The sequence below is a fragment of the SAR202 cluster bacterium genome, assembly GCA_009392515.1.
Classification (GTDB): domain Bacteria; phylum Chloroflexota; class Dehalococcoidia; order Lucifugimonadales; family UBA6952; genus UBA6952.
In genome coordinates, this window is sequence record VFGE01000030.1 from 36,364 (window position 1) to 57,925 (window position 21,562).

Genomic DNA, 21,562 nt, shown 5'->3' on the forward strand with positions numbered 1-21,562 from the left:
ATGGCGCTTAGTGGAGTGAGAATAAATTCAAAAGAAATATATGCTAACGGTAAATCATATGGCAAATATGGACGATATGTTGAATTGAAGGGATATCTAGATTTTAAAGTTGATCCCATAATATCAGCAAATTTATCTATCAAAGATTTAGACTTAGCTCCTAGGGATTCTGAAGGATTTGTGCAATTTTCTTCTAAGTTTATATTGGTTACTCCTGAAGATAATACCAAAGCAGGTGAAAGAATTATTGTTGATGTAGTAAATCGAGGAAGGCCGAGAGTTATTCCAACATTTAATCGATCCGATGTAGCTGATCAACCAGAAGGAGATGGTTTTTTATTGAGTCATGGTTTTTCGGTGATTTCAATAGGTTGGCAGTGGGATGTTGTAGAAAGTGAACAATTATTAGGCTTAATTCCTCCATATGTGGATATGGAAGAATTTGAATTGCATGGAGAAACTGTCGTACAAATTAGTCCTAATGTTGTACATACTGGGGCGTTGCTAGCAAATAGAATTCATACACCATACTCTGTAGCAGATTTAGATGATAACACCGCAAAACTTATTGTACGAGATTGGGAAGATGGTCCGGATACTCTGATAGATAGATCTAGATGGCATTTTGCAATCGAGGAAAATGGCACAATTAAACCTGACCAAGATCATATTTATTTTCCTGAAGGATTTATTCCTGGTAAATATTATTATGTGTCGTATCATCCAAAAATCGCACCTGTAGTTGGTACCGGTTTACTATCCTTACGAGATACAGCATCTTTTTTGAAAAGTGATAATAGTGCGAATCAATTTGGGAATAAGTTTAAATATGTTTATGCGTATGGAGTTTCTCAAACAGCACGAATGCTGAGGCATTTGTTATATTTAGGGTTAAATTCAGATGAAAACGGATCTATGGCTTTCGATGCTATGCTTCCACATGTAGGTGGAAGTCGTATGGGGGAATTTAATCATAGGTTTGCTCAGCCTTCGCAACAAGCAGCTTCAGGTTTTGGACACACCTTTCCTTTTGATGATAATGATTCTGAAGATATATATTCTGGTAAAAAAGATGGATTACTGAATAAATTACGAGTATTAAATCAGGTTCCTAAAATTATATATACTAATTCTTCTTCAGAATACTGGAGAGGTGATGGATCTCTAGCCCACATACATCCGAATGGATATGATTTAGAACAAGCGTCTGAGTCTAGGAGGTACCATTTTTCAGGTACACAACATGGTGCTGGATATTTAGGTGAAGAAACGGTTGTAGTGGGAGGAGGAGCTCATGAAGTCAATGGTAGATATACTTTTAATGTGGTTGACTATCGGCCACTATTGAGAGCTGCTCTTATAAATTTAGATCTTTGGGTGCGACAAGGGATTGAGCCTCCACCTAGTAAAAATCCTTCTATTAATAATGGTACTGCAATTTTACCTTCAGAATTTATGGAGGCATTTACGATGGTGCCAGGAATTGAAAATCCTAGTCTAAATAAATTATGGGGAATTAGGGAAATAGAGGAAGATGAACATTTTCAATATGGGGTAGGTTTTTTCCCTGTAAAAGAAGGCCGACGTTACCAAAATTATGTTGCTAACATTGATTCAGATGGAAATGAGCTTGGTGGAATTCGTTTACCCGATTTGGATGTTCCAGTTGGTACACATACTGGTTGGAATTTACGTCATCCGGATTCAGGTTCTCCAGATGATATTATTCCTATGAAAGGTATTTCGGTAGCCTTTGCTAATACCAGAGTGAATAAAGAGAAAAATCAAGATACTAGAAGATCCTTAGAAGAACGATATGAGTCTAGAGAACAATTTATTGAATTAGTGCGTGAATCAGCGCAAAAATTAGTGGATCAGAACTATCTTCTTAATGATGATATTGCGATAGTTATAGAAGCTTGTTTGGATAGATATGATGCTGCAATCAATGGTGGTTTTTAAATGGTTTTAGAAATTCACCCATTTTTCTAATTCATCACTAAGTTGTTTTTCAATAATTGTATATTGTTTTCCAAATTCACTTAGTTCTGAAATATTTTGTGTTTTGGTTGCATTATTTAATTTAATTTCGAGTATTTTTAATTTCTTTTCTAAATCCTTGATAAGGTTTTCTTGTTGTTCAAATTTATATTTATTTATTTTTTTAGATTTACTTTTGTTATTTTGTTTAGTGGCATTTTCTTTTTTTATAGTAGAATTATTGAAAAATTCTTCCCATTGGTTAAAAGTTCCTTTAAATAAATTAATTTGATTGTTTTCTACTATTAGTAGCTGCTCTGCAATATTATTTATAAATAAACGATCGTGAGATACAAATAATACGGCTCCTTCGTAATTTTGCAATATTGTTTCTAATGCTTCTCGACTTTGGATATCTAAATGAGTAGTTGGTTCATCTAAAATCAAAAAATTAGGATTTTGGATCATTGTTCGGGCAATTTGCAATCTAGTTAATTGTCCACCACTTAATGAATTCACATTTTGAAAAACTTGTTCTCCAGTGAATAAAAATCGTGCTAAGTAGCTACGTGCTTCATTTATTGGAATATTTTTTGCTTCTAAAAAAGCAGTTAATACATCAACATTTTCGGGAATATATGATAAGTTCTGATCCACATATCCATATGATATTTGGTGTCCGAAATCAATTATGCCATTTAAGGGAGGAATTTCTCCAATAATTGTTTTTAAGAAAGTAGTTTTGCCAATACCATTTTTGCCCACAAAAGCAGTCTTAGTGCCACGAAGTAATTCTATGTCTGAAACATTTAATAAAATTGTTTCTTTATTTTTTTCTATAAATCCAATATTTGCTTGATGGGTGCTCAAAATAACTCTACCCGTTCTTTTTACTTGCAGATCAGGTAGGTTTATAGTTTGAGTTTTATTTGGTGCTTTTAATAATTGAATTCTATTTAATCTTGTTTCTCTGCCATGTGCTTGCCTAGCTTTTTGACCAGCTCTATATTTTTCTATAAATGCCTGTTCTTTTTCTATAAATGCTTTTTGTGATTCATATTCTTTTTGTTGTCTTAATATATGTTCTGATTTAAGTTTTTTATATTTAGTATAGTTACCAGTATAAGTAGTAATTGATTGGTTTTCTAGTTCCCAAATTGATGTACTTACTTGGTCAAGAAAATGTCTATCATGTGATACAACTAATACTGCCCCTTCATAATGGTTAATAAAATCTTCTAGCCATCGTAAACTTTCAAAGTCTAGGTAATTTGTTGGTTCATCAAGTATAAGCAAGTCAGGTTTTTGTAATAAAGCTTTTGCTAAATTTGCTTTTGTTTTTTCGCCACCACTTGCTGAGTTGAAGGAATTATTTAGAACCTCTGTAGTCAAATTTAAACCTGTAACAGTTTTATTAAATTCTATTAAATATCTATATCCGCCGATCATTTCATATTTATGTAACAAATTTAAGTGGGTATTCTGATTTGTAGTATTATTACTATTTTCCAGAGTTTTTGAACTCTCTTCTATTTTGTTTTCTAATTCAAGGATGCTTTTAAAAACATCCATAATATGAGCTTTAACTGAAGAAGATTTTACATTTTCAGCCGTTTGGGGCACATATCCTACGGATAAGTTTTTCTGTAATAGTATTTCTCCTTGTTGAAAGTCTGTTTCTCCTACAAGGATTTTTACTAATGAAGTTTTTCCTGTTCCATTTTCTCCAACAAGTCCAATTCTAGAACGTGGATTTATATCTAAATTTATATTAGACAGTATTGGTATGTCGCCATAATGCAAATAAAGTTTTGAAGTCGACAAGATAGCCATTTTATACCTGATTAATCTCTAAAATTTACGTACTGTAAGGGTTGATCAATATCCATGTCTTTAATAAATTGAATGATTTTTTGTAAATCATCTCTATTTTTCCCTGATACTCTAAGCTCATCACCTTCAATAGCTGCCTGAACTTTAATTTTTGTACCTCTTATTGCTTTAGTTATTTTTTGCGCTGTTTCTTTATCTATCCCATTTTTGATTATAACCTGTTGCCTTAGTGAATCACCTGTTGCTTTATCAGCAGGCTGAAAATCTAAAGCTTTTTGATCTATTCCTCTTCGTATAAAGTTTGTTTGTATTAAATCATCAAGTTGGGTAAGTTTCATATTATCATCTGCAGTTACTGTCATTGTGTGTTCAGATCTTTCGATATTACAGTTTGAACCTTTGAAGTCAAATCTATTTTTAATTTCGCGTAAAACATTGTTGATCGCATTATCAACTTCCATTAAATCAGTATTTGAAACAACTTGGAAAGACGGCATCATTCCCCCCTTAATTTAATTAGATTCTAGTTATTTACTGTGTTCAAGTTTACTAGTAGTATGTGTTATTGTATCTAGAATTTGATTTGTTTTCAAAAAATAATATGAATAAGGATAATTATGGATGAGATATTAGAGATTAAACGCGAACGAATAGAGAATGATTTCAAAATGTTAGAAACATTTACTGATCCAGAGGCACCTTGGACAAGGCGAGCGTTTTCTTCACAAAATAAAGAAGCTAGGAAATGGCTAGCTGACCAATTTAGAGCAGCAGGGCTAGATGTATATAATGATGCAGCTTCTAATCTTATTGGGAGACGTGGAGGAGAAGGTGATCAAGTATTTATGATGGGATCACATTCCGACACAGTAATAGAGGGAGGTAGATTTGATGGTATTGTGGGGGTATTAGGAGCTCTTGAAATTGCTAGATGTCTTCAGGACTCAGATATCGAACTTTCACTACCTTTGGAAATCGTAGATTTTACTTGCGAAGAACCAACAGTTCCTATAAGTCCTGTAGGAAGTCGTATAATTGCAGGAGATATAACTCAAAAAGATTTAGAGGGAGTGATTACTCCATTTGGAGATACAATTCATAAAGCAATAGATGACTTGGGGGGTGATTCTTCAGATATATCCAAGGCAAAAAGAGCCTTAGGGCAGATTGTTGGATATTTAGAATTACATATTGAACAAGGAGCAGTTTTAGAAAAAGAAGAATTAGCTGCAGGCATAGTTACTGCTATTGCTGGACCTTGCCGAGGAACTGTACAGTTTATAGGTCAACCAGAACATGCTGGGGGTACACCAATGCCAGATAGAAAAGATGCATTAGTTGCGGCTGCAGAATTAGTCATAGCTATTGAAAAAATTGTCACGACTACGGGCATGTCGGAAGAAAACGTAGGTACGGTGGGATGGATGAATGTTAGCCCAAATATGATTAATGTTATTCCTGGCCAAGTTGATATGAGTGTGGAAGTTAGAAGTACAGATTTAGAATCTTTGGTTCTAGTAAGAAAGTCTTTAGAAGAAGAAGTAGAAAAGATTTCAGAAAAGAGAAAAATAGAATCTAAACTAACATGGGATCATCTAGAAGATCCTGTACCCTTGCCATTATTTATGCAAGATGTTGTGAAAAGTGCTTTTACAGATTTATCTATACCAATAAAATATTTACCAAGTCGCGCGTCGCATGATGCAGCGCGGATTGCACCTATTACTCCTGCAGGTATGGTTTTTATTCGCTGTTTAGAAGGCAAGAGTCATTGTCCAGAAGAATGGGCAAGTATGGATGATATAGTTTTAGGAATAAGGCTATTAGGTCAATCATTATTGAGATTAAATGAAAATTTCCTTAAGAATAAGAAAGGATAATAATTAATATGGCTAATACACTGGGCGAAAATAAAACTGTTCTAATTAATGGTATTAACATTGGTTATGTAGATTGGGGAGGGGAAGGAAGAAATATAGTACTTTTGCATGGATTGCAAGATACTGCCAGAAATTGGGATCATATTGCAAAAGAGCTTTCAGAAAATTACCACGTTTTTGCAGTTGATGCTCGCGGGCATGGAAATAGTGATTGGGTCCCTGGTCAATACCAATTTGATAAATATGTTCAAGATGTAAAGGGATTTTTGGAAGAATTAGACTTACAAGACGTTGTTTTGATTGGGCATTCTGCTGGTGGTAAATACGCTTTTACTCACACAGCAAATGATTCTTCCAGAGTTTCTGGTTTAGTAATTATTGACATGGATCCAGATGCTGTGAATCCTGGATCAGGAAATATGTTTGTTAGATATCGTGAGGAAAGTGACGAATGGGCTGATTTGCAATCAGTTGTAGAACGGCTACGATCTAGAGAACCTAAAACAAGTGAAGAAATATTAAATCATCTCGCTGAAATTATGACTAACCCTTTACCGAATGGTGGACGAGTTTGGAAAAGAGATCGTCAAATAGTTTTAGAGTATGAAAGGCCAGAAGCATGGCATATTTTGCCAACAATAAATGTGAAAACATTAATAATAAGGGGTAGTGAATCACCTCTACTACGTTTGGAAGTTGCAGAAAAAATGAACGAAATTATTCCAAACTGTGATCTTGTTCAAATTTCTAACGGAGGACATTGGTGCCTGGATGAAAATCCTAAAGAGGTTATACATCATCTCAATAGTTTTATTAAAAGCTTAAGTTGATAATTAATGAGATATATAGCAGGGATTATACTCTTAATCGTTATTTTGATATCGATTAATCGGTTCTTTTTTGGTGATGATATTGCTGGGTATTCAATTGTTGAAAATTCTATTGATAATGAAATTAAATTTTCTCCAACCCCTATACTAGATTTGAATATAAAACCTACAGTCACGCAAACTCCTAATCCGTCTCCAATTTCGCCTCCTATTCCTTTAGCTACAGAAACACCAGTACTAATTCAAACCCCCACACCAACTTTGGCTCTCATTGCAACACCAACACCAACAGTTACACCAATACCGACAGTTACACCAACACCAACAGCTACAACTATTCCAACGCCTTTACCTACACCAGACCCAAATAAATATGGACCTAACTTAGAGGCCATTGGAATTTCTTTAGAAAATAATGAAATTAGAACAGTTATAGTTGTGGATTCCTATTCAAGTTCTGTTATTGAATCAGTTATTTATATAATGAATCCATTTGGTGAAACAATTAGTGTAGGTTGTTCTCCTTTTGAAAAAAATAGTGGTGTAGAGATATGTAGTGCAAAATTTCGACCTTCTGATCAATTTTTATCTTATACAGGATGGTATTCATTCGAAAGAATTTTTTTAAAAAATAGTAATAATATACAATCAAATTATTGGGGTGATGGTAGATTACAGAAAGGACAATCATTTCCTATAGAAAACAATGCTCATTCAAACCTATCGACAGAAGTTGGATTTACAAAAGAATAAACTAGATAAAAGCAAAACGAATAATATAAGTATTTATATTATTTTGTTGTTGAGAACAAGGTATAGCTATTTGATCAATTGATATAAAATAATGTTAAGGATTTTGCCATGAGATTTATGCTAATTGTTAATCCTTTTAGTGGGAAAAAACAAGGTTTAGAAATACTAAAAAAAATCCAACCACTTATTATAAGATCTGATATAGAAATTGATGTTATAAAAACATGTTATTCTGGTCATGCTGAAAATATTGCTAGAGAATTTGATATAACAAAATACAATGGTCTTTTAATGATTGGTGGCGATGGTACTTTCCACGAAGTTATTAATGGTTTGTTAAATAGAGGTGATCATCAAAAAATTCCTATAGGGATTATACCTGCAGGATCTGGCAACTCTTTTATGAATGATTTAGATATAGCAGATCCCATAAAAGCAGTTGAGCCGATTATTTTAAATAAAACCCGTTTAATAGATGTTATGAGTTTACAAATGGGTGACGAAACTCGTTACGGTATTAATTTGATTGGATGGGGCATGGTGACAGATGTGGGATTAACTGCAGAAAATATTAGGTGGATTGGTCCTATTAGATATACTTTAGCTGCATTGTTTCAAATTTTGTTTAAAAAATCTAGAAAAGCAATTTTAAAAATACAAAATAAAGCTATAGATACGAAATTTATGTTTATCATAGGATGTAATTCAATACACATTGGTAAAGGAATGAAAATGGCACCTAAAGCACGTATTGATGATGGTTTAATAGACGTAGTAGTTGTGGATGATGAAATAAGCAGGTTTAGACTTTTAAGAGTTCTTCCTAAACTTTACAAAGGTACTCATATTTTTGAACCAGAAGTTAAATATTTTCAGTCAGATAGTTTTTCAATAGAGACTAATCAAAATGATGTATTGAATATAGATGGAGAAATAATAGGTAAAACACCGATTAAAGTGGAAGTAATTCCTAAAGTAATAGAAATATTTGCGACAAGATAAATGTTTTAACCAATGATTTAGATAATCTACCTTTCCTTAATCCCTAATTGTTATTGCAATATAGATAAATTGAGAGGTAAACTAATTGGCACCACTTGTGAAGTTGTGGTGGTGATAAGTTATAGTTCATAAACAAAGGAGGAATGCTTATGTCTATGATAGATGGGTTAGAGCGTCCAGTGCCAGTTCCGTTTGATTGGGCAAAACCTTTTTGGGATGCCGCTAATGAAAGAAAATTAGTAGTACAAAATTGTGGTAGTTGTGGTATTAATCATTACCCTCCTAAAGAAAAATGCAATAATTGTGATACTACTGAACCATTAGGATGGAAAGAAGTAGAAGGCAAGGGCCATATTGACGTCTATTTGGTAATAAAAGATTCACGAATCAAAGGATTTAGAGGCGCACAGCCAATAAATTTCGCAATTATTACTTTGGATGAAGATCCTGGTTTAAATTTTCTTTCTAACCTTCCTGGGACTCCTGCTGGAGAAGTACCTGTAGGAGCTGCAGTTGAAGTTATATTTGATGAATCAGTTGAGGTTGGTAGACAACTCGTTCCAGAGTGGCGAGTAATAGGATAATTTAATAACTATAAATATTTGCTTAATCAAGCAATAGATCTGTATTGAGGCAAGAAAGGAATTATGTCATGGCAAACTGGCAAAGAGATAAGGAAGGAATGGGACTTTGGGAACATAGAGGTAAAGTTGCGGTTGTTGGTTGGGGACAGTCTTATATTCAACGTCGATGGGACGGAGTAGATCTTGAAAGGTCATGTGGTGGTACGAGTAAAGAATCAATTTTAAAAGCTATTTCAGATGCAGGAATCGGTCTTGATGAAATTGATGGCCTGATGACAAGTAAAGAGACAAGAGCCGAACAAACTTGGGCTCCTCGCCCATATTTTGCTCCTCCATATGATACTGAAGATGGATTAACCTATTGTTCAGGAGAATTTATTCAAAAAGAACTAGGTTTAAAAAATGTAAAATATATTGAATCAGATGCTCCATACATAGGACCTATGCTTGGTATGGCTGCACAGGCTGTAGGCGATGGAATGGCTGAGACTTTAGTATGTTGGTATCCAATGGTTAATTTATCTGGGCGTTATGGCCATAATAATCCAGCTAATAATAGTAATGAGGCTAAAGGCGGTAATGCATTTACATTACCTTGGGGTTATCAATCAGGTGCTATGTTTAACAATGCAATAGTTTTTCAACAATATTGTCAGAGATATAATACATCTCATGAAGCTTTGGCACCTTTTGTAATGAATCAGAGGCGAAATGGTTTACTTACCCCGTGGTCATATTATTCATTACACGAACCATACCAATTAACCAAAGAAGATTATCTAAATGGAAGAGTAGTTGAAGAGCCTTTAGTTGTATACGATTGCGATAGGCCAGTAATGGCATGTGCTGCTTTCATATTTACTACTGCTGAGAAAGCAAAAACACTACGCCAAAAACCAGTTTACATATTAAACCATGCGCAAAATAGTGTTCGTGGTAGAAGTACAATGGCAACATTGGATGAACACCAAGAAGCTGTATCTAGTTTAGCTAGAAAAATGGAAGAAGGCTCTGGTGTTAATATTAAAGACGTAGATATCTTTAATCCATATGACGGATATGCAACCTTTACACAACAATTCCTTGAAGGTTTTCAATGGCATGGTGTTGGGCGAGGTGAAGCTCATGACTTTTATGCCGATGACATACGAGTGGAAGGGCCACATCCATTTTTATCTAGTGGAGGAAATCTAGGTACAGGTCGTACAAGATCTGCACTTCATAGTGATAGTATCGAACAATTAAGAGGAACAGCTGGACCAAGACAAGTTAATGTTAAAGCGGAGATTGCTTTAGCAGGAAGTAACACCCCTGATGCATGTGGCTTTGTTATGTACAGTAGCCATCAAGGATCATAGGGGTATTATAAGTGAAAGTATTAGTTAGTTTTGATATAGATGGAACATTGGAAGCAGGCGATCCGCCAGGACCAATTACTATGCAAATGGTAAAGAAGGCTAAAGAACATGGATGCATTATAGGCAGCAGTTCCGATCGTCCTCTTCCAGTTCAACAGAATATTTGGGATAGATTTGATATTGAGGTAAGCTTCGTTTCCGCAAAGCATCAGCTTCCAGATATAAAAACCAAATTTCCAGCCGATAAGTATTATCATATAGGTGACACCGAAATAGATCAGCAATACGCCAAACAAGCTGGATTTGATTTTTTATGGGAGCAAGAAGGTTTAGATGAACCTTGGATTACATAAGATAGATCAATACCATCTTATGTAAATTTGGTGCCCCTGATGCGACTCGAACGCACGACACACGGTTTAGGAAACCGTTGCTCTATCCTCTGAGCTACAGGGGCTGAAGGGCTATTTTAAACTTAATAACTTCGATTTACAATGAATTAATTCTTAATGCTAGGTTCTTAAATGAAAAATTCAAAACGTGGTAATGTTGATCCATTTATAGTTATGGATGTTATGGAGGCTGCACGTAAAGCAGAAGAATCTGGACGAAGAATTATTCACATGGAAGTAGGCCAACCTGGAACTGCTGCACCAAAACAAGCTACAAATTCTGTAATTGAATCCATGACTAATAACAATTTAGGATATACTGTCGCTTTAGGTTTACCTGAATTACGTATGCGTATTTCTCAATTATATGGGGAATGGTATAACGTAGATATAAATCCAAACAGAATAGCTATTACTCCCGGTTCTTCTAGTGCATTTGTGGCATCTTTTACCTCTCTTTTTGATTCAGGAGATCGAGTAGGCATAGCAGCTCCAGGATATCCAAGCTATAAGCAAATACTTAAAGCACTTGATTTAGTACCTGTGACGATCAGAACAATTATAGAAAATCGATTTCAGCCTTTACCAGAAGATTTGCCTAATAATGACCTTTCGGGTTTTTTGATTGCATCTCCTGCAAATCCAACAGGTTCAATGCTTGATTACCAATCTTTATCAGATTTGATACATATATCTCAGGAGAATAACATTTCATTTATAAGTGATGAAATATACCATGGTATTGAATATGAAACAAAAGCAGTTACAGCTTTAGAGATAACAGATGATTGTTATGTTATAAATTCCTTTTCAAAGTATTTTTCTATGACGGGTTGGCGAATAGGATGGATCATTGTTCCTGAAAATCATATTCGTCAAATAGAAAGCATTGTACAAAATATGTTTATTTGTGCCCCACATGTCAGTCAAATTGCTGCAATTGCTGCTATGGATGCTAAAGATGAGTTAGAATATAATATGTCAGTCTATCGTAAAAATCGTAGTTTAATGATTGAAGGATTAGCAAAAGCTGGTTTTACTGAAATAGCTCCACCAGATGGCGCTTTTTATATATATGCAAATATTAGTAAATTTAGTAATAATAGTTTTAAATTTACTCGTGAAATTTTAGATGAAGCCGGAATTGCTATAACCCCAGGATTTGATTTTGATGCAGAGCGAGGTAATGAAACAATTAGATTTTCATATGCTGGTACAACAGATGATATGAAAGAGGGGTTAAACAGACTGTATAAATATATGAAATCAAAAGATTTTATTTAATTAGGAAATATAGGAGTTAAATATGAGTGAAGTAAAAATGATAATGGTAGGAGATACTAATGTAGGCAGGCCTAATCCTGATTCAGCTTTTGAATCTGTTCAACATCTTACCCAAGATTCTGATATAGCATTTTGTAATTTAGAAACAGTGCTTGCAGATGCAAAATATCTTTCTCCATATGATAGAGTTACTCTCCCTCGTTCTGATGAATCGGTTCTTGATTCGTATCTAAAAGCTGGTTTTAATGTTATGAATCAGGCAAATAACCCTAACACTTATCACGGCTTAGATCCATTGGTAAGAGCGGTAGAGGTCTTAGATCAGGCTGGTGTTATTCATGCTGGTGCAGGACATAATCTTGAAGAGGCAAGAAAACCAGCATTAATTGAGAAAAATGGAGTTAAAGTGGCTTTTGTATGTAGAACATCAGTAGGTACTCCAGATATGGGGGCAACTATTGATACACCAGGAGTTGCTTTTTACCCAATATATACATCATATGAACCAACTACACGAGTACATTCCAATCCAGGATGGTTCCCAATAATTCGTACTACTCCTGACCGTGGAAAATACCGTGATGAACTTGCTGAAGATATTAAAAAAGCTAAAGAAATTGCTGACTTAGTAGTAATGTCTTGGCATTGGGGACTTTCTCCATATCAACTACACCCAGGTGCAGGGCCAGGAGATGTTGAGGTTATGGAATATCAGAAAGAAATGGCACATTTTGTTATTGATTGTGGAGTGGATTTAGTTTTGGGACATCATTCTCATCAACCACAACCAATTGAAATATATAATGGAAAAGCTATTTTTTATTCTTTAGCAAATTTTGTACATGACTTAGCTGACTTTAAAGAAATGCAATTTATGGCAATATTTTCCAAATGTTTGATTAAAGATGGCAAAATTTCCCAATTATCCTTTATTCCAGGAACAATTGATGGTAATGGGCCTCCAGTATTTGGAAAACCTTCAGAATTACCAGATGTTGTAACCAGGATGCAAGAAATGTCCTCTTCATATGGAACTAAGTTTAAAGTTACTGATGAAGAAGTAATTATTGTCTTGTAATTATATTTTGGGAACTCCAAGGTGTAGGGATAAATAGTCCAATAAAGAGGAAAGATTTTCTGGGTTTTTTTCAATACTTAGATTGGTAGTCATTGGTGTGATAGATATTAGGTCGTTACGAACAGCCCATACATCGGTATGTTCTATTTCATCCCAATCAGGCCTAGTTCTTGTTACCCAATGAAATCTTTGAGTTCGAAAATCTTCAACATTAATTGAATCAGAATATACTCTATCAGCTAGTGTAGTTTGAGTAATACCTTTTATTTCAGTTGGTTTTTTATTTGGCATGTTGATATTTAACAAAGATATATCTTGGTATATTTTTGATTCATATGCTTCAGCCATTAAAGTTGCTACTTTTGCGCCTATATCGAAATTGTCTGGTGTTAAAGAAGCAATTGAAAGAGCGATGGAGGGGATTTTTCTTACATATCCCTGAAGAGCTGCTCCAATGGTTCCAGAAAAAACCACGTCATCTCCAAAATTACTTCCATTATTAATTCCAGAAATAACTAAATCCACCTTTCCGATTATTGTTTCAAGCCCAAGTATTGCAGAATCGGCAGGTGTTCCACTAGTTGCGTAGCAAGGGAAGTTAATATTAGAATTCGGTAAGTCATTGATACAATTTATAGTTATTGGGCTAAATAGAGAAATAGAGCAACCTGCACCGCTACAGTTTTTATTTGGAGCTGTTATAGCAATCTCATGGTTTTCAGATAATGTATTTGCAATTGCCCAAATGCCCGGAGCATAAACTCCATCATCATTAGTGAGTAGTATTTTCATAAATTTTCCTTAAAATGTTAGATTATCGATAAGCCTTGTTTTTCCTATACAAACTGAAATTAGTATAATTGATGACGGTGAGACCAAATCTACCGGCTCAAATGTAACTTTATCACGAATACTAATATATTCAATTCTTATTAAAGATTCTTTTTCAAGATAGTTTTTAATAGATATAATAATATTACTTGCAAGTGTTTCACCCTCTAAGTATAAACGTTTACCATATTTTAATGAAGAATATATTTTATTAGCCGCATTTTTTTCTTTTATATTTAAATAGACATTTCTACTACTTAAAGCTAGCCCATCATTTTCACGTACTGTTGGAATAGCTATAATTTTTGATCCGTGATTTAAATCATTATTTAGTCGATCAATTATCAAGTACTGTTGAAAATCTTTTTGCCCAAAGTAGGCGTTATTTGGTTTTGTTATATTAAGCAATTTTGAAACGACTGTTGATACTCCTCTAAAATGACTAGGTCTCTTTTCACCTTCTAGAACAGAACTTAATTGATCATTAATTACAATAGTTTGAAACTCTTTGGGATACATTGTAGACGCATCTGGTGCAAATAATATATCAATTTCTAGATCTGAAAGTATTTTTTTATCTCTTTGAAAATTTCTAGGATATGTATTAAAGTCCTCATTTTGGCCAAATTGTGTTGGATTAACAAATAGTGTGACTATTGTGGTTGTATTTTGTTTTTTTGATTCATTGATTAATTTGATATGACCTTCATGTATAGAACCCATGGTTGGCACTAGACCAATAGGTCTTTGAACACTATTGCATATTCTTTGCATCAATGGTATGGATTTTATTATTTTCATGAGTTTATAAGAAACTTTTCTAGATGATTTTAGCTACTTATTCTTTGTGAATAGATCGATCACATTTTTGTTGGATAACTATTTCTGGTCTTTCGATAATTGTATTTCATTACAACTGGGTACTCCGCCTAGTGATGAAGCAATTCTAGTACCTCTGATAATTGCTTCAGACATTACCATAGGTGCTAGAGCATATATGGATGTAAGTGTTGATCTATCGATATTTTGAGAAGATTCCCAGGTAGATATTGAGAAAACCACATCACCATCTCCTGGCATATGGCAGGGTTGTATTGTCATTGCAAACCCATCTTGCCCTCTCTCGGCTAGTTTGTTTGTTTGAGACTTATCCAAGCATAAATTTGTTGCCACAATACCTAATGTTGTATTTTCTCTAATATTTTGATCCTCATTATTAGATGATTGGGATGAATTCAGCAAAGAGTTCATATAGGTATCGAATGTTTTATTTTTTCTATCATATGGTTTTGATACATAGGTACCGGTTTTAGGGTCTACTATATCACCAGCGGCATTAACTGCAGCAATTGCTCCAATTTGTATGCCATTATCCAAGGTTATACAATAACTACCGATACCACCTTTTAGGCATCTATCCCAACCTAGCATTTTAGATACCGTAGCACCTGTTGCGGCGCCTACGCTACCTTCATCAAATTCAATAGATGCATTTTTTGCTGCTGTGTAGCCTTCAGTTATACTTGGGCTAAAATCATTACTTAATAAGTTTAAATCAAATAAAATAGCACTAGGTACAATTGGTATGACATTTGTTCCAATGTTATATCCAACGTTCTTTTCTACAAGATATCTCATTACACCACCTGCTGTATCTAGACCAAACGCACTTCCGCCACTTAGAGATATTCCATGGATTTTTTCAACCAATTGACCCGATTTTAATAAATCAGTTTCTCTTGTTCCAGGTGCAGTTCCTCTAACATCTACACCACCTGTGGCTCCGTTTTCACAAAGAAGTACAGTACAACCAGTGCCTTTTTCTTTATTAGTATAATGACCTACGGTTATTCCCTTAATATCTGTTATTTTTCCTATTTTCATTTATATTCATTTCTCATTTAAATAAAAAAACGACTCCTAAAAGTCGCTGGGATGTTCATATTTTACTTGTCTAGGTCATTAACGATCCCAGCAGTAGTTATCAATTTAAAACAATCTTCGCTCATCCCAGATGTGGACTGCCAGTAGATACTATCAATCATTACATCTTTGGTCAAATATTAATAAATCTTATATACGATATAAAAAACTGACTATTACGGAATTCGAAATTGTAGTAATATACACAATATTAATGTTCTTGAAATACTTTGAAATACTAAGGATAGTAGTTGTGTCGGATAATTTTGGGCAATCGAGTCAATTTAAAACTATAAGTCATGCTTATGGGTTTGAAGATGTCGGAATTGTGCCAGGTGAGATTACAATTAATCCAGACCAAACCGATTTAAGCGTTTATATTGGAGAATACAAACTCGATATTCCTGTGTTAGCTTCTGCTATGGATGCCGTTATGTCTCCCGAATATGCTATATTAATGAGCCAAATGGGCGGACTTGGGGTTTTAAACCTTGAGGGTATTTATTCACGATATGAAGACTACCATGAGATAATTGATAGAATTGTCAATTCTGATGCTACACAGGCTACTAATTTGATGCAAGAAATATATGCACAACCTATTCGAGAAGAATTGATTGCTGTAAGAATCAAACAAATTAAAGACCAAGGTGCAATTTGTGCAGTATCATTTACCCCGCAAAATGCTAAAAGACTAGCCCCAGTTGCAGTTGATGCTGGAGCTGATTTAGTTGTGATACAAGCAACGGTGACAACAGCAAGGCATCTTTCAAAAAGTAATGTGGGATTAAATTTCGATACGTTAAAAGAAATTGTCAAAGTACCTTTATTAGTTGGTAATTGTGCATCATTTGGTGCTGCTAAAGAACTTATGAATTGTGGTATTGATGGTTTATTAGTGGGTGTAGGCCCAGGAGCTGCTTGTACAACAAGAGAAGTAGTTGGAGTTGGTGTGCCACAAGTAACAGCAACTATGGAATGTGCTGCTGCAAGAGAGCAGTATTATAATGATTCTGGAAAATATGTACCAATATTCACAGATGGAGGTATCAGAACAGGTGGTGATTTGTGTAAATCAATTGCCTCTGGTGCTGATGGAGTAATGATCGGTACCCCTTTTGCTCAAACTGAAGAAGCAATTGGTAGAGGTTTCAATTGGGGAATGGCTACTCCTCATCCAGCCTTACCTAGGGGTATTAGAATAAATGCAGGAGTGAAAGGTTCTATAAAACAACTTTTATACGGACCATCAAGTCGCACAGATGGGACTCAAAATCTCATTGGGGCTTTAGAGGTAGGAATGGGAATGTGTGGTGCATATAATATCAAAGAAATGCAACAGGCAGATTTAGTTATAGCACCTTCCATACGTACAGAGGGGAAAATATTTCAGCACTCAATCTGATATTATATTTTTGGTACTTTTTGATTTTTCCCAAAGATTTTCTTTCTCTTCAAAAGATAATTCATTAAATTTTGTTTCTGTTCTAGTGCAATAATTTTCAATTCGTTTAAATCTTGTAATAAATTTTGACGTACTTTCTTGTAAAGCTATTTCAGAATCTATATCGATCCATCTAGCGAAATTGACCAAAGTAAAAAATATATCCCCAAGTTCTTCTTGTTTGGATGTTTTTGTATCAGCTTTTTTGTATTCCAATATTTCTTCTTGCAATTTTTCCATTACACCATCTATATCTTTCCAATCAAGGCCATAGGAAGCAGCTTTTCTCTGAATTTTGGTGGCATACATTAAGCCAGGTAAATTGGGGGTAACTGAATCTAAAGCAGAAGTTAAGCCTTTTGAATATAAACTTTGTTTTTTTATTTCTTCCCATTGGGACACAACTTCATTTGATGATAGTGTGGTTTTTATGCTAAATATATGTGGATGACGATCTATGAGTTTTTTTTGTAAATTATAAATAACATCATTTATAGTAAATTGGTTATTTTTTTCTGCAATATCTGAATGAAAAAGGATTTGAAGTAAAACATCTCCTAGCTCTTCTAATAAATTTTGTTGATCATTTTTATCAATAGCATTAAGTGTTTCATATGATTCTTCAATTAAATTAGATTTCAAACTTTCATGTGTTTGTTCTTTATCCCAAGGGCAACCATCAGGTCCTCTGAGCATTTGTATTAATTTGATTAGATCTGAAAATTGTTCGGTTGGATTTATATTTATCATATCTATTTCCTATATTTAATTTATGAATCATTGACTAGTTCTACAAATAGAAATAACATTTTTATATGATAATTCTAGGTAAACTATTTCAAATATTATATAAAGTACTTTTTATAATTAGTATCACATTTATTGCTACTATGTTTCTAGTGCGAATAGCGTTTAATTCTTTGGATTGGTATGACAATGGATTTGATAGACATAGAGTCTATGAGGCAAAACAGTATGTTGGGGGATATGCAGAAAAGTTACCTTTTACACGTATTCAAATATCTGAAATTGCATCAGATATTATTAGTTATTTTAATTCAGAAGAAGAATTTCTTGATGTTAAAAAACAAAATATAAATGGTGAAATTGTCAATGTATTTAATCAAAGAGAAATAGACCACATGTGGGATGTGAAAAATTTACTTGAATTTTTATATCGAATACAAGAAGGATTAATAATTTATGTAATGCTAGTACTTACTATAGGTTTTTTCATGTCTGGTGGAGGGTATGCCCGGCAAATAATTTCATTGATCAATATTTCGTGTTATTTTACAATTTCGTTAGTTTTACTATTTGGTGTAATATCAAGTATTGCATTTAATCAGCTTTTTATTATTTTTCATCAATTAAGTTTCAGTAATGATAAATGGATTTTAAATCCCCTAACATCTAACTTAATTAGATTGTTTCCCACCCAATTTTGGGTGGAGTCAGTAACGTTAATCGGCATGTTGTTGATTTTGTTTTTTATTTCAATCCTCTTATCGCTTTATATAATAAAATGGTGGATTTATTTAAAACAAAAAGAGTCAGAAAATCGTGCTCCTAAGTATTTAAGTCCTGAAAATTAATCTACATATTTTTTTAATATGATACATGAGTTTTGCCCACCAAAACCAAATGAATTTGATAGAACATATTGAACATCGGCGCATCTAGATTCATTTGGAACATAGTCTAAATCGCATTCTGGATCTGGTGTTTCTAGGTTAATTGTTGGGTGAATAATCCCAGAGTTTATAGTTTGGATACACGCTATTGCTTCCATTGCTCCTGCTCCCCCAAGTGCGTGGCCAATCATTGATTTGGTAGAGCTTATAGGAGTTGTAATTGCGTCTTCTCCGAATACAAGTTTAATTGCTTTGGTTTCAATCATATCATTCAAAGGTGTAGAAGTGCCGTGTGCGTTAATATAGTCTATATCCTTTGGACGGAGATTTGCTTGCTTAAGAGCCATGGACATTGCGTTTGCAGCTTGTTGTCCGTTTTGTTCTGGTTGAACGGGATGAAATGCATCTGAGGAAACACCAAATCCTATTATTTCTCCATAAATTGTAGCATTTCTGTTTAACGCATGATTGAGTTCTTCTAATATAATAGTTCCTGAACCTTCGGCTGGTACAAACCCATCTCGATTTTTGTCAAAGGGTCTACTTGCCTTGGTAGGATCATCATTATTTGTTGATAAAGCTCTCATAGAACAAAAACCAGCTAAACCTAATTGACTAATTCCGGCTTCAGTTCCTCCAGTTATCATAATATCTGTTGTACCTCGTTTGATTATTTCAGCAGCTTCACCTATTGCGTGTGTTCCAGCTGCACAGGCAGTTGCTATTGTGGCGTTATAACCTGTTGCCTTTGTAAATCTACTTACGGCAGCTGATGCCATGTTGGGTAGCACTGTTGGGATGAAAAAGGGGGATATTTTTGACCCTCCTCTTGATACTAAAGTTCGTACGGAGCTTTCTAGGGTAGGAAATCCTCCATTGCCATTTCCCAATATGACTCCAGTTTTATTAAGATCAATTTTACTTAGATTTAATTGGCTATGTTCAACAGCCATAAGGGCTGAAGCTATAGCTATTTGGATGAATCTAGATAAACGATTAGATTCTTTGACTTCAATAAATTCATGTGGGTCAAAATCAGATGCTTCCCCTGCTATTTTGCAGGGGTAATCTGTGGTGTCACAAAGAGTCATAGGCCCTATTCCAGATATACCATGAATTAATTTATCCCAAAAATTATCTACATCATTTCCAAGAGGTGAAATGATTCCCATACCAGTAATTACAACTCTAGTAGAATTTGTATTCACATTCTCAACCGTCAAAATGTTCAAATGATAAATAAAAGTGACACAATTTGTAGTATATGACAAAGATTATAAATTGAGAAGTAATGATTTAGGAATTAAATACATAGCTTTCTTTAGATATTCCCAATATTTTTTCACGAGCTTCTGCAGCAATAAATAAAGAACCTGTTATTAGAATTAAATCATCAGGACCTAATGTGTTTTTTGCTATTTCAATTGATTTTTTTATTGAGTTAACCGTTGAAATTGTGACACCAAAGTGTTTAAAAGTATCTTGAAGGACATTTATTGGGGTATGTTTGGGATGTCTTGAATGAGTGGCAATATATTTTGTATTACCTTTATCATTTTCTAATAGAATCTTTATCATATTTTTAATGTCTTTATCTTTTGATGTTCCAAGGATTATGGTGATATTGCGAAAAGTATAGTTGTCATGTATTGCTTGTATCATTTTTTCGACTGAGTAAGGATTATGAGCTCCGTCTAATATAATTAAAGGATCAGTAGAAACCTTTTCAAGTCTACAAGGCCAGTAAGTGTCTTTAAATCCTGTATCTATTGATGTTTCTGAGATAGGGAAGTTAGATTCTTGTAACAATTTTGCTGTTATAAATGCTGTTGCAGAATTCTCTATTTGATAATCACCAATCAGTGGAATTGTTAATGTGGTTTTTCCAAATTCAGAGTTTAAAATATATGTTTGAAAATCCATTGATTTTCTTATTGGGATAATTTCACAAGACTCTTGAATTGCAATGTATCGATTATTCTGTTTCTTGCAAACTTCTTTGATGATTTTTAAAACTTCAGGTTTTTGTGGAGCAATAACTGTAAATTTATTTGGTTTAATTATTCCAGATTTTTGTAGAGCGATTTCTTTTAATGTACCGCCTAATATTCCAGTATGATCCAAGCTGATAGATGTAATAATACTAATGTGCGGGGTAAGAATGTTAGTAGAATCTAATTTCCCACCTAAGCCAACTTCTATAACATTGATATCTGTATTTTCTTTATCAAAAATGTAAAAGGCTAAAACCGTTAAAAACTCAAATAATGTTATTTGATTATCAGGATTTTTTTGATTGTATTGTTGGACTTCAGGCCACATTTCGTAAAATGAGTTTGTAAATTTATTTTTGGATATTTCCTTACTTCCGATTTGAATTCGCTCGGTAATTTTATGGATATGTGGAGATGTAAATAATCCTGTTTTATAACCCTCAGTTTTTAGTATAGAGGATATAAACACTGCGGTACTTCCTTTGCCTTTCGTTCCAGCAATATGTATGTTAGGGGAAGAGTTTTCAGGATTTCCAAATATTGTTGAAAAATTTATAATCCTATTTAAATTATAACGTCTTTTTTTAGCAATATTGTTATTCGCAATAGTTCCAAAATCGGTAAGACTCATTAAATCTTTAAGTGCTTCTTTGTAACGCATTATCGCCCAATAGATAAAGTAAAATTGCTTTAGGTAATTTATATTAAGTTATTAGTTTTTTTTAATCAATGAAGATAAAATTAAATTTGTATAATGTGATA

The 21,562-nt window shown here is 33.8% G+C and carries 20 protein-coding genes and 1 tRNA gene; 12 read left to right on the top strand and 9 right to left on the bottom strand.

Annotated elements, in window-relative coordinates:
* Complete coding sequence (locus FI695_04270; protein ID MQG51177.1) at positions 1-1,962, top strand: hypothetical protein; 1,962 nt, start codon at positions 1-3, stop codon at positions 1,960-1,962.
* A gap of 6 nt (positions 1,963-1,968) precedes the next feature.
* Here FI695_04270 and FI695_04275 read toward each other — a convergent pair whose 3' ends face one another.
* Both FI695_04275 and FI695_04280 read right to left on the bottom strand, forming a co-directional pair.
* A complete protein-coding gene (locus FI695_04275) occupies positions 1,969-3,813 on the bottom strand; it encodes an ABC-F family ATP-binding cassette domain-containing protein (protein MQG51178.1) in 1,845 nt (614 codons plus the stop codon).
* 11 nt (positions 3,814-3,824) lie between these two features.
* The gene (locus FI695_04280; GenBank protein MQG51179.1) at positions 3,825-4,310 is read right to left on the bottom strand and encodes a YajQ family cyclic di-GMP-binding protein; all 486 of its coding nucleotides are present in this window, start codon (positions 4,308-4,310) and stop codon (positions 3,825-3,827) included.
* Between the two features lie 120 nt (positions 4,311-4,430).
* Between FI695_04280 and FI695_04285 the strand changes: the two genes are divergently transcribed.
* The 7 genes from FI695_04285 (at position 4,431) to FI695_04315 (ending at position 10,573) form a co-directional block, all read left to right on the top strand.
* On the top strand, positions 4,431-5,693 hold the full coding sequence (locus tag FI695_04285) for a M20 family metallo-hydrolase (protein MQG51180.1): 1,263 nt from the start codon (positions 4,431-4,433) through the stop codon (positions 5,691-5,693).
* Between the two features lie 8 nt (positions 5,694-5,701).
* Positions 5,702-6,523: an alpha/beta hydrolase gene (locus FI695_04290; protein ID MQG51181.1), complete on the top strand. Its 822-nt coding sequence runs from the start codon at positions 5,702-5,704 to the stop codon at positions 6,521-6,523.
* Positions 6,524-6,529: 6 nt separating this feature from the next.
* Positions 6,530-7,276 carry a hypothetical protein gene (locus FI695_04295; GenBank protein ID MQG51182.1) on the top strand — a complete coding sequence of 249 codons (747 nt, stop codon included), beginning with the start codon at positions 6,530-6,532 and terminating at the stop codon, positions 7,274-7,276.
* A 108-nt stretch (positions 7,277-7,384) separates the two neighbouring features.
* Positions 7,385-8,278 (top strand): diacylglycerol kinase family lipid kinase, encoded by an 894-nt coding sequence (locus FI695_04300; GenBank protein ID MQG51183.1) that lies wholly within the window; start codon positions 7,385-7,387, stop codon positions 8,276-8,278.
* Positions 8,279-8,433: 155 nt separating this feature from the next.
* Positions 8,434-8,862 (top strand): hypothetical protein, encoded by a 429-nt coding sequence (locus tag FI695_04305; GenBank protein MQG51184.1) that lies wholly within the window; start codon positions 8,434-8,436, stop codon positions 8,860-8,862.
* Positions 8,863-8,930: 68 nt separating this feature from the next.
* The gene (locus FI695_04310; protein MQG51185.1) at positions 8,931-10,220 is read left to right on the top strand and encodes a hypothetical protein; all 1,290 of its coding nucleotides are present in this window, start codon (positions 8,931-8,933) and stop codon (positions 10,218-10,220) included.
* 11 nt (positions 10,221-10,231) lie between these two features.
* A complete protein-coding gene (locus FI695_04315; protein MQG51186.1) occupies positions 10,232-10,573 on the top strand; it encodes an HAD family hydrolase in 342 nt (113 codons plus the stop codon).
* Between the two features lie 28 nt (positions 10,574-10,601).
* On the opposite strand, the gene FI695_04320 is transcribed toward FI695_04315, so the two are convergent.
* Positions 10,602-10,677, bottom strand: a tRNA-Arg gene (locus FI695_04320).
* A gap of 67 nt (positions 10,678-10,744) precedes the next feature.
* Between FI695_04320 and FI695_04325 the strand changes: the two genes are divergently transcribed.
* Positions 10,745-11,896 carry an aminotransferase class I/II-fold pyridoxal phosphate-dependent enzyme gene (locus FI695_04325; GenBank protein ID MQG51187.1) on the top strand — a complete coding sequence of 384 codons (1,152 nt, stop codon included), beginning with the start codon at positions 10,745-10,747 and terminating at the stop codon, positions 11,894-11,896.
* Between the two features lie 22 nt (positions 11,897-11,918).
* Entirely contained in the window at positions 11,919-12,974 is a 1,056-nt protein-coding gene (locus FI695_04330) for a CapA family protein (protein ID MQG51188.1), read from the top strand.
* On the opposite strand, the gene surE is transcribed toward FI695_04330, so the two are convergent.
* The 3 genes from surE to FI695_04345 form a co-directional block, all read right to left on the bottom strand.
* Entirely contained in the window at positions 12,975-13,766 is a 792-nt protein-coding gene (gene surE / locus FI695_04335) for a 5'/3'-nucleotidase SurE (GenBank protein MQG51189.1), read from the bottom strand. It lies immediately after the preceding gene.
* 9 nt (positions 13,767-13,775) lie between these two features.
* Complete coding sequence (locus FI695_04340) at positions 13,776-14,606, bottom strand: pantoate--beta-alanine ligase (GenBank protein MQG51190.1); 831 nt, start codon at positions 14,604-14,606, stop codon at positions 13,776-13,778.
* 78 nt (positions 14,607-14,684) lie between these two features.
* Positions 14,685-15,689, bottom strand: a complete 1,005-nt coding sequence (locus FI695_04345; GenBank protein MQG51191.1) for a P1 family peptidase — start codon at positions 15,687-15,689, stop codon at positions 14,685-14,687.
* Between the two features lie 253 nt (positions 15,690-15,942).
* Here FI695_04345 and FI695_04350 point away from each other — a divergent pair, with 253 nt between their 5' ends.
* Positions 15,943-17,133, top strand: coding sequence for a GuaB3 family IMP dehydrogenase-related protein (locus FI695_04350; protein MQG51192.1), 1,191 nt, complete (start codon positions 15,943-15,945; stop codon positions 17,131-17,133).
* Here FI695_04350 and mazG read toward each other — a convergent pair.
* Complete coding sequence (mazG, locus tag FI695_04355) at positions 17,125-17,922, bottom strand: nucleoside triphosphate pyrophosphohydrolase (protein ID MQG51193.1); 798 nt, start codon at positions 17,920-17,922, stop codon at positions 17,125-17,127. The genes FI695_04350 and mazG overlap by 9 nt on opposite strands.
* A gap of 65 nt (positions 17,923-17,987) precedes the next feature.
* Between mazG and FI695_04360 the strand changes: the two genes are divergently transcribed.
* The gene (locus FI695_04360) at positions 17,988-18,767 is read left to right on the top strand and encodes a TIGR01906 family membrane protein (GenBank protein ID MQG51194.1); all 780 of its coding nucleotides are present in this window, start codon (positions 17,988-17,990) and stop codon (positions 18,765-18,767) included.
* On the opposite strand, the gene fabF is transcribed toward FI695_04360, so the two are convergent.
* Both fabF and FI695_04370 read right to left on the bottom strand, forming a co-directional pair.
* Complete coding sequence (gene fabF / locus FI695_04365; protein ID MQG51195.1) at positions 18,764-20,014, bottom strand: beta-ketoacyl-ACP synthase II; 1,251 nt, start codon at positions 20,012-20,014, stop codon at positions 18,764-18,766. The two genes, FI695_04360 and fabF, sit on opposite strands and share 4 nt — an antisense overlap.
* An 88-nt stretch (positions 20,015-20,102) precedes the next feature.
* Positions 20,103-21,461 (bottom strand): bifunctional folylpolyglutamate synthase/dihydrofolate synthase, encoded by a 1,359-nt coding sequence (locus FI695_04370; protein MQG51196.1) that lies wholly within the window; start codon positions 21,459-21,461, stop codon positions 20,103-20,105.
* Positions 21,462-21,562 lie beyond the last annotated feature (101 nt).

What these genes read in the sequence shown, in the direction of transcription:
- FI695_04270 (MQG51177.1), top strand. Translation starts at nt 1, where the DNA reads ATGGCGCTTAGTGGAGTGAGAATAAATTCAAAAGAAATATATGCTAAC.
- FI695_04275 (MQG51178.1), bottom strand. Translation starts at nt 3,813, where the DNA reads ATGGCTATCTTGTCGACTTCAAAACTTTATTTGCATTATGGCGACATA.
- FI695_04280 (MQG51179.1), bottom strand. Translation starts at nt 4,310, where the DNA reads ATGCCGTCTTTCCAAGTTGTTTCAAATACTGATTTAATGGAAGTTGAT.
- FI695_04285 (MQG51180.1), top strand. Translation starts at nt 4,431, where the DNA reads ATGGATGAGATATTAGAGATTAAACGCGAACGAATAGAGAATGATTTC.
- FI695_04290 (MQG51181.1), top strand. Translation starts at nt 5,702, where the DNA reads ATGGCTAATACACTGGGCGAAAATAAAACTGTTCTAATTAATGGTATT.
- FI695_04295 (MQG51182.1), top strand. Translation starts at nt 6,530, where the DNA reads ATGAGATATATAGCAGGGATTATACTCTTAATCGTTATTTTGATATCG.
- FI695_04300 (MQG51183.1), top strand. Translation starts at nt 7,385, where the DNA reads ATGAGATTTATGCTAATTGTTAATCCTTTTAGTGGGAAAAAACAAGGT.
- FI695_04305 (MQG51184.1), top strand. Translation starts at nt 8,434, where the DNA reads ATGATAGATGGGTTAGAGCGTCCAGTGCCAGTTCCGTTTGATTGGGCA.
- FI695_04310 (MQG51185.1), top strand. Translation starts at nt 8,931, where the DNA reads ATGGCAAACTGGCAAAGAGATAAGGAAGGAATGGGACTTTGGGAACAT.
- FI695_04325 (MQG51187.1), top strand. Translation starts at nt 10,745, where the DNA reads ATGAAAAATTCAAAACGTGGTAATGTTGATCCATTTATAGTTATGGAT.
- FI695_04330 (MQG51188.1), top strand. Translation starts at nt 11,919, where the DNA reads ATGAGTGAAGTAAAAATGATAATGGTAGGAGATACTAATGTAGGCAGG.
- surE (MQG51189.1), bottom strand. Translation starts at nt 13,766, where the DNA reads ATGAAAATACTACTCACTAATGATGATGGAGTTTATGCTCCGGGCATT.
- FI695_04340 (MQG51190.1), bottom strand. Translation starts at nt 14,606, where the DNA reads ATGAAAATAATAAAATCCATACCATTGATGCAAAGAATATGCAATAGT.
- FI695_04345 (MQG51191.1), bottom strand. Translation starts at nt 15,689, where the DNA reads ATGAAAATAGGAAAAATAACAGATATTAAGGGAATAACCGTAGGTCAT.
- FI695_04350 (MQG51192.1), top strand. Translation starts at nt 15,943, where the DNA reads ATGTTCTTGAAATACTTTGAAATACTAAGGATAGTAGTTGTGTCGGAT.
- mazG (MQG51193.1), bottom strand. Translation starts at nt 17,922, where the DNA reads ATGATAAATATAAATCCAACCGAACAATTTTCAGATCTAATCAAATTA.
- FI695_04360 (MQG51194.1), top strand. Translation starts at nt 17,988, where the DNA reads ATGATAATTCTAGGTAAACTATTTCAAATATTATATAAAGTACTTTTT.
- FI695_04370 (MQG51196.1), bottom strand. Translation starts at nt 21,461, where the DNA reads ATGCGTTACAAAGAAGCACTTAAAGATTTAATGAGTCTTACCGATTTT.